The sequence below is a fragment of the Armatimonadota bacterium genome (assembly GCA_017993055.1).
Lineage (GTDB): Bacteria > Armatimonadota > UBA5829 > DTJY01 > DTJY01 > JAGONM01.
The window spans coordinates 150,744-158,632 of the sequence record JAGONM010000004.1 but is presented as its reverse complement, the minus strand read 5'-3'; the positions used below and the strand labels follow the sequence as shown (position 1 = coordinate 158,632).

Annotated in this window: 5 protein-coding genes; 1 reads left to right on the top strand and 4 read right to left on the bottom strand. The window is 63.0% G+C overall.

What is annotated here, in order from left to right:
• Nucleotides 1-1,468 (top strand): hypothetical protein (locus tag KBC96_03215; GenBank protein ID MBP6963397.1); only part of this gene is annotated, 1,468 nt, incomplete at its 5' end.
• A gap of 370 nt (nucleotides 1,469-1,838) precedes the next feature.
• Here KBC96_03215 and KBC96_03210 read toward each other — a convergent pair.
• The 4 genes from KBC96_03210 to KBC96_03195 all read right to left on the bottom strand — a co-directional run bounded on the left by KBC96_03210 (nucleotide 1,839) and on the right by KBC96_03195 (nucleotide 7,851).
• Nucleotides 1,839-2,393 carry a PEP-CTERM sorting domain-containing protein gene (locus tag KBC96_03210; protein MBP6963396.1) on the bottom strand — a complete coding sequence of 185 codons (555 nt, stop codon included), beginning with the start codon at nucleotides 2,391-2,393 and terminating at the stop codon, nucleotides 1,839-1,841.
• A 251-nt stretch (nucleotides 2,394-2,644) separates the two neighbouring features.
• Entirely contained in the window at nucleotides 2,645-5,767 is a 3,123-nt protein-coding gene (locus tag KBC96_03205) for a hypothetical protein (protein MBP6963395.1), read from the bottom strand.
• A gap of 69 nt (nucleotides 5,768-5,836) precedes the next feature.
• Nucleotides 5,837-6,799, bottom strand: a complete 963-nt coding sequence (locus KBC96_03200) for a substrate-binding domain-containing protein (GenBank protein ID MBP6963394.1) — start codon at nucleotides 6,797-6,799, stop codon at nucleotides 5,837-5,839.
• Nucleotides 6,800-6,810: 11 nt separating this feature from the next.
• Entirely contained in the window at nucleotides 6,811-7,851 is a 1,041-nt protein-coding gene (locus KBC96_03195; GenBank protein MBP6963393.1) for an ABC transporter permease, read from the bottom strand.
• Between the last annotated feature and the right edge of the window lie 38 nt (nucleotides 7,852-7,889).

Here is a 7,889-nt window from a genome sequence, read left to right as displayed (position 1 = left end):
CGGGACATGGTACGGCACGCCTGAGTTCACGTTCACGGCGGTCGGCGGGTTCGGGGCCGGGACGGTTGCCGGATACCGATACGCGTGGGTGCAGAGCGCGGGATACACGTTCACCGGCGCCGAGCCGGTATGGAACACGAGTGATCTGGTCGCGGCGGCGTCGGCCGACGGCGGATGGTATCTGCACGTACAGGGGCTGAATGCGCAAGGCGATGCGAACGGGACGCTCGCGCTCGGGCCGTACAACTTCGACGGGACTCCGCCGGAGAACCCGACGTCGGCGGTCGAGGTCGGCGGGGCCGCGGACGGTGAGTGGCAGTCGCTCGTATCCGACCCGTCGTTCACTTGGAGCGGCGCATCGGACGCGCTCTCGGGAATCGGCGGGTACTACGTGTACTTCGGCGAGGCCGACGACGGCACGTCGGAGACTCAGGTGACCGCGGCGGCGTACGATCCCCCAGCGGCAGACACCGGGACTTACTACCTGAGGGTCTGCGCGATGGACGGCGCAGGCAACCGGTCGCCCGACTGGGTGACACTCTTCACCTTCAAATACGACGGCACGAAACCGGAGACCCCGATCGTAAGCGACGACGGACCTTACACGGGCTCAAGGAGTGCCTTGAACGCCTACTGGTACTGCAGCGATCCGGAATCGGCCATAGCCGAATACCGGTACGCGGTCGGCACCGCGGTCGGGGGCGATGACGTCGTCGCCTGGACCTCTGCCGGTACCGCTACCGACGCGACCATAGACATCCCGACGCCCGGAATGATCTCCGGCACGACTTACTTCATATCCGTGAAGGCGAGGAGCGAGGGCGGTATCTGGAGCGATCCGGGGACATCGAACGGCATTCGGGTTGCGCCGGTCGTCCAGACTATAGCGCAGGCGAAGGCACTCCCCGACGGGACGCCTGTAGCCCTGGAGAACAAGATGGTGACCGCCGACCTCGGCGGCGCCTACTACATCGAGGAGACGGACCGGTCTTCCGGAATTCTGGTCATGGGCGCCGGTGCGGCTCCCGGCGCCCTGGTCACCGTCGGCGGAAGCATGGGCCTCAACGAGCACCGCGAGCGCGCTATCGTCAGCCCGGCGACCGTAGTCGAGGCTGAGCCGGATCCGATGCTCATACCATCGGCACTCCTCATCAGCTGCAGGGACCTGGGCGGCGGAGACCTCAACACGTGGACTTTCGGAGTGACGGGGAGAGTGAGCGCCAACAATGTCGGTCTCCTTGTGCAGGTAACCGGCACGGTGGTATCGGTAGGCGAGGGTGAGATCTGGATCACCGACGGCTCGTCGCCGAGCCCGGTCAAGGTCACTGCTTACTTCAGCGACCTCGGCAGCCTGCAGGCAGGCGACATTGTGATTGTGAGAGGCATATCTTCGCTCGAACTGAGCGGCAACGCGAGAATGCCTGTCGTCAGAGTCGGCGAGGCTTGGGGAATAGCCGAGAAGAACTGACTCGCCGGGGCTTCGGATCGGAGGTCCCGGCCTGCAGGTCGGATTGGATAGTTGCTGAAGGGCGGGAATGCGTGTCCCGCCCTTCAGCCATGTCGAGCGTCGGCAGTAGGCGGGATAGACTGATGGGGGTGCATGCGAACCTTGAATGCGGCATCGTTGAATGACATCGTGAGCAGCGGCGGTCGTCGCGACCTCAACCGGACGTCCGCCCGCAACTAAGAGCTTGACAGCCAGCGGGGATGAAGCGCCATCGGCCGATGCTGTCTCGCGAAACGAAGCCAAGTCCGGGCCGGCGGAGGGCCGAGAGAAGACCGGGGCGGAGCCACAGCCGGCCCCACCCCGAAACAAGGACTCGCTACTCCGCGCCGCGTCATCTCCTCCGGCGGAGAAGGAACGGGACAACGCCGAACGCCAGTCCGATGAGACTGCTTGGTTCGGGCACGACGTTGGACGGTACGTAGATAGGCACGTTCTCGGTATGACCGTCGTCCCAGGAGATGGTAGAAACCACCTGGGCAAACGGGAACTCATCCTCGAAGTTCGACTCGCAGTACTCCGCGTCCCAGAGACTGGCACTAGCGGCGGGCGCGAGCGGGAATCCGCCATCGTTTACCGCCGACGGGTGCGAACTCGGGATCACGGTCCCCGAGGCGCCTCCAGCCTGCCACGTCCAGGACGTAATGCTCCTAGTTATGGAGTTGTTCTCGATGTAGTAGTCGTACCACCAGGTGTCATAGACGATGCCGCCGACGTCGCCCGGCGACTGCACCAGCGACTCGTAGGTAAAGCCGTACCCGGGGGCGTTGCTGCTCGGAGCAGTCGGGTAGTTGTTCAGGGCATAGTTCTGCACCGGACCAGCGAACGAACTTGCCGACAGACAGATCAGCAGCGCCGCGAGCCCGACGAGAGACGTTCTGAAGCTCATATTCGGTCACCTCTTTTCCAGACAGCGTTTGCCGGCGCGCAGAGTGCCGTCACCCTCGGATGCCCTGCTTTCTTCCCGGGCGATGCCCGAAGAAGGCCGACGGTGCGACAAGTCGCACAGTAGAGCCCTGTGCAAGACTCGTGCCAAAGAACGCTGTTTGAGAAAGAAGGTCGAAAACCTGTCACTTTTGCCGGGTACTGTGCACCGGGCGAGGTCCCGTTCATCCGATGCGACGCGCCGAGCCGGCGGTGCTACCAATCCGCCTCGATAGACAGCTTGTCACCTGCCCTGAGTTCCAGAGGCTCTGTGAACCGGAGAGTGAGCCTCGACCCATCACGTTCAACTATCGGCGTCATGGCGCGCCTGCCGACGCCGGCAGATACGGAGAGCGGCTGCGCGCCTTCGGGCACGCGAAGCGAGACCGTCCGGAGATTCAAGGCGCCGTAGGCGAGCGATAGCGTGTTCACCTGGCTTGTCGAGGTGCGCTTCTGCTCGAACGTCCCCCACCCCTCCGCGACCGCGAAGAACGAGCGGTGGTTCTCAGGTTGGAGCCGCGGGTCAAAACCCATCGAGCCGTCCGGCCCGCAGTAGGCAAACCCTTGCGCGGCGGTCAGCATCGACCAACTGCTCATTGCCCTCGCGTAGTGCTGGCCGCACTCGATTTCGTTCCACGGGTTGCGCCTGAAAGGCGGGTTCGGGACGCCGTTGTACCGGTCGTGCACCGCACGCGCGACCATGGAGGCGTCGTTGATCTTCCCCTCGTAGAGCATCAGCCCCGCGACCTCATACTCAATGCCGGTCCAGGCCTCGTCGGAGTAGAGCGTCATCTGCGGGGGGCGGCCTCCCTTCGGCCAGGTGCAGTTCAGGAGACCCTTGTCGCCCTTCAGCGCAAATACACGCTGCTGGGGCACTTCGGCGAAGTCCCACCGCCAGTTGTACCTCATTATCGAGTCGAGCGACGCGCGCACCCGTTCCCTGGGAAGCAGGTAACCCAGGTCCAGGAGGTGCGCCCACCACTGCCCGAGAAGCTGATCGGCATGGCATCCGGCGCCGTAGGGACGGTTCGCCCCCGCGTCTTCTTTTTGCGGCCAGTCTTCCACGATCCAATGGGCACCCTCAAGCGCCTCGGCCTCGCGCCTCTCGTCTATGTGGACGTAGTATTCGCCGTTCCACAGAACGGAGTCGAGCCGCTCGCTCCCGGACTCGAAGATCGAGCGGTAGCGGGCCGACTCGGCCTCGTCGTCGGCCACCCGTGCCATCTCCTCCGATGCCCTCAGTGCGGCGAGGTACATCGTGCCGATGAACGTGTTCGGGCCGTACATGGCGGCATCGTAGGTATTCCACTGCTCATTGACGAGCACCCCATCGCCGTTCGGATCCCACTCGCGGATCACGAAGTCCATCGCCAGCTTGATCTTCGGCCACATACCGTCGAACCACGCGCGGTCGGCGGAAAGGCGATACTCGCGGTAGCTCTTGAGGATCGTGCCGAGTTGCCCGTCAACGAAAGTCCCCGAGGCTCTCGGGAGGGACAGCGGGAGCACAGTCCGATGGTGGACCGCGCCGCTCGACATCTGCTGCACATTGAGGTCTGTGTCGCGCATGTTGCGCTCGAGTTCCGGGAAGAGGTGCGCGAGGGCCATCTCGTAGTTGTAAACGTGCGTGCAGTTCATCGGGCAGCAGCCGTGATCCCCCGAGCCCTCGAACCCGTGGAAGCTGCCGTCCTCGATCCAGAGCATCGTCTGGCTGGTCAGTGTGCTGACCGGAGCGCCCACGCGCTGGACGAACCAGTACGGGAGCGTGCTGTCGAAGAACTTGTCGCGGAAAAGCCGGGTCTCCCGCGATAGCCGGGAGATGTTGTCCGCAATGTAGAGCGATACGGCGTCGGAGTCCCCGAAAACGTTGGCATAGTTCCGCCCGATACGGTACTTCGCGAGGTTATCCTGGTAATCGGCGTAGAAGTTGGGAAAGTGCCAGGTGACAACGAAGGAGACCGTGCCCTCCTGGCGGGGCTTGAGTTCGAGCGGCACGGCGATCGAGCCGTTCCACGTGCGCCCGGTACGGCTCGGCCTCGGGGCGCCGATCGAGTATATCCTGCCGTCGTCCGAGAAGTCGTTCCAGAGTATCTCATAGGAGTCCCACTGGGGGTTCGCCGTCGCGGCGTCCGAGAGGGCGGCCAGGGTCATCGTCCCGAACTGCCTGTCGTCAGGGGAGAGCGACGGGTTCTTCATGCTGACGGCGGTATAGTCCTTCCCGACGAAGACCTCGTTGAAGTTGCCGCCGTAGCCCTCGAACCGAACGCCGTCCATCTGAGTGCGCCCGTCGTAGTTCACGGCGTTCTGGAGCGATGCAACGAGCGAGACTGAGACGGCCCGCGAACCCGGGTTTCGGACCCTGAACGAGAATACGATCCCGGGGATTCCGGAATCCTTAGCGTTCATCGGAATGAACGGCGAGAAGGCCTCCATCCGCACACTGACGGGCAGATCGTCATCCCTATAGATCACTTCCGCAATCGGAAACTCCCCTATGAACTCAGTCGCGCCAACAGTGGGCAGGTCCGCGACCGGGGCGGTCTGAAGCAGTCGCGCGACCGGGGCTCTGTCCGCCAGCTTTGCCCAGATGGCGAAGAATCCGCCGGGAACGACGCACCCGGCATTCACCTTGTTGAATATCTGCCACTCGCGAAGCGCGCCGTCGCCGCAGACCGCGATGTTCCCCGCGCCTATTCCTCCGAGTGGCATGGCGAGGTCCCTCAGCTCCGCACCGGCGTACGCCCTTCTGCCGTCGCTCTTCATGAGGCTTTCCATCCAGCGCCTGCCGTCGGCCTCGCGCCGCAGCTTCTCGGCCTCGATGCGGGCCTGCTCCGCGGGGGTCAGTTCCCTGATGTCGTCAACGTTGACGTGACCCCAGCCGCCGCGCTCGCGGTCCACGATCCTGACATGCGCCGTCCGACCGCGGTAGGCGGAGACGTCCCAATACCTGCGCTGCATCTGCTCGGAGTTGGCTCCAGTCTCGCGGTAGACCTCCTCGCCATCGACGTAGAGGGCAACATAGGTTCGGTCCAGAAGGCTTCCTCCGCCGATCAGAAGCGTCATGGTATCCGCCGAGATCACGAACTCTGGCGACAGGTACTCCACCTCGGCGTCATCCTTCACGTTCTCGTATGTGCCGATGAAGTACTTGCCCTCTTTGTTGAAGTTGCCGCCGTACCGGTCGTCGCTCTTGTCTACCGGCTGAGGGCCGGCGTCGCCCGAAACAACGGTCCAGCCCTGAAGCGTCCCGTCCTCGAAGTCCCACTTCACCCCGGCATATGCAGGGAGAGCACAGATGACACAGATGATCAGGAGTATCAACAAAGCGGATCGAAGCACGACGACCTCCTCACGGTAGCATCGCGGTTGTCATCCCGAGTTGCTCACAGAATGACGGTTTCTGTAATACTAGAGCCCCTCTCCACCTTTGCCCACGTTGTCCATGGTGTATATCTTGGTGCCCAGGGTGATGTTCTTCTCGACCTGCTCGCCCTTGAGTATCTTGATCGCGGTCTCGATCGCCTCCGGACCGCCGGTCGGGTACTGGAAGGTGGCACTAAGGATACCTTCCCTCACGTAGCGCACACCCTCGTGGGGGAGCGCGTCTATGCCGACGAACTCGATCTGCTTCTCGCGGCCCTTGCCCTCCTGCTTGGTGACAAGGTACGCACCGTGAGCGCTCGGATCGTTGTGCCCGTAGACGGCATCAATCTCCGCGAAGCGAGAGAGCGCCGATTTCATCTCCCTCTGGGCGTTATCCTCGAGCCACGCACAGTCCGCTGCGAACACGACTTCGATGCCGGAGCCCTTGATTCCCTCCAGGAATCCGTTGTGCCGCTCCTGACCGGGGGTGGAGGTCATCAGCCCCTGAAGCTCCACGACCTTACCCTTGCCACCCAGTTTCTTGACAATATACTCGCCCGCCTTCCTGCCGATCAGCACATTGTCCGCACCGATGAAGCAGGTGTACTTGTCACCTTCTACCTTGCGGTCGAGCACGATCACGGGGATGCCGGCGGCCATGGCATCGGCGACCGGCTTCGTAAGCGGCCGCGACTCCTTCGGGCTGATGATGATCAGGTCGACGCCCTGAGCAACGAACTCGCCGACCTGGTCCTGCTGGATCGTCTCCTTGTTCTGGGCGTCCTTGAAAAGGACCTTGACCTCGGGATGCGCCTCGGCGGCCGCCTTGATGTCGGCGTCCATCTGGACCCGCCAGGGCTCGCCCCGGTTGCACTGCGACATGCCGATCACCCATGGGTTCTCGGCGGCACCCTTCTTCCCCGCCGACCGCTGCTTGGAGCAGCCCACAAATGACGCCGCGACGACAACGACAGCCACGACAACGAACAGCTTCCACGGATTTCGCATGTTACTCTCCTCTACTCTTTTCTGCTCTGCTGGATGAGAACGGCGGCGACGATGATACCGCCTTTCGCCAGCAGACGCAATGCCGGTTCGACGTTGTTTATGCTCAGAATCTTATCTATGTAGGCTATGATCAGCACCCCTATCAGGGTAAGAAACATACCGCCTCGACCGCCCATCAGGCTCGTGCCGCCGATGACCACCGCGGCGATCGCATCGAGTTCGTAGGTCGCGCCGGACTCGGGGTTGCCGAGCTCGAGCCTGCATGCGTTGGCGACACCCGCCATCGCCGCCAGCCCACCGCAGAGCACGTACGCCCCCAACTTGCTGGTCGCAACGTTTATCCCCGACAGGCGCGCGGCCTCTTCGTTCCCTCCGATGGCGTACAGATGCCTTCCGAATCGCGTGTACCGAACGACGAACAGCATGATGAGGATGGTGACCAGGAACATCAGCGTGATGGGCTGCATCCCCACCCCCGGAAGCTTCGACGTCATCGAGGAGTAGAACTCGGGAGTCCCGCTCTGGTAGGCGTAGGTGGCGTCGGTGCCGGGCTGGATCTTGATGCCGCCGGAAATCCACTTGGCGGCGCCTCTCGCGGCGACCATCATCGCCAGGGTCGCCACAAACGGCTGCATTCGAAACCTCGAGATCAGGAACCCGCTGACGCTTCCCAGGGATGCTCCCGCAAGGAGCGTCACCAGGAATGCAGTGCCCGGATTCCATCCGTACTTGATCACGAGCAGCGAGAAGAGAGTGGCAGCAAAACCGAGGACCGAGCCGACGGAGAGATCAATACCTCCCGTGAGGATAACCAGCGTCATGCCCGTCGCGAGGATGCCGTATTCCGCGTACTCAAAAAGGATGCTCGACTGCGTCTGCGGATCGAGGAAGATCGGCAACCCCGTGTCCAGCTTCACCGGCGTGAAGAACACGCCTAGAAGGAACACGGCGATCAGGGCGGCGACGCCCCGGAAACTGCCGATTACCGAGAGAGAGCGTTTCCAGGGAGACGTTTCCGGGGGCTTCATCCCTTCAGACGCGCTGTCCGCCATAGTTCCTCCGCCGGCCGAAATCTGCGGGTATGTTCCCG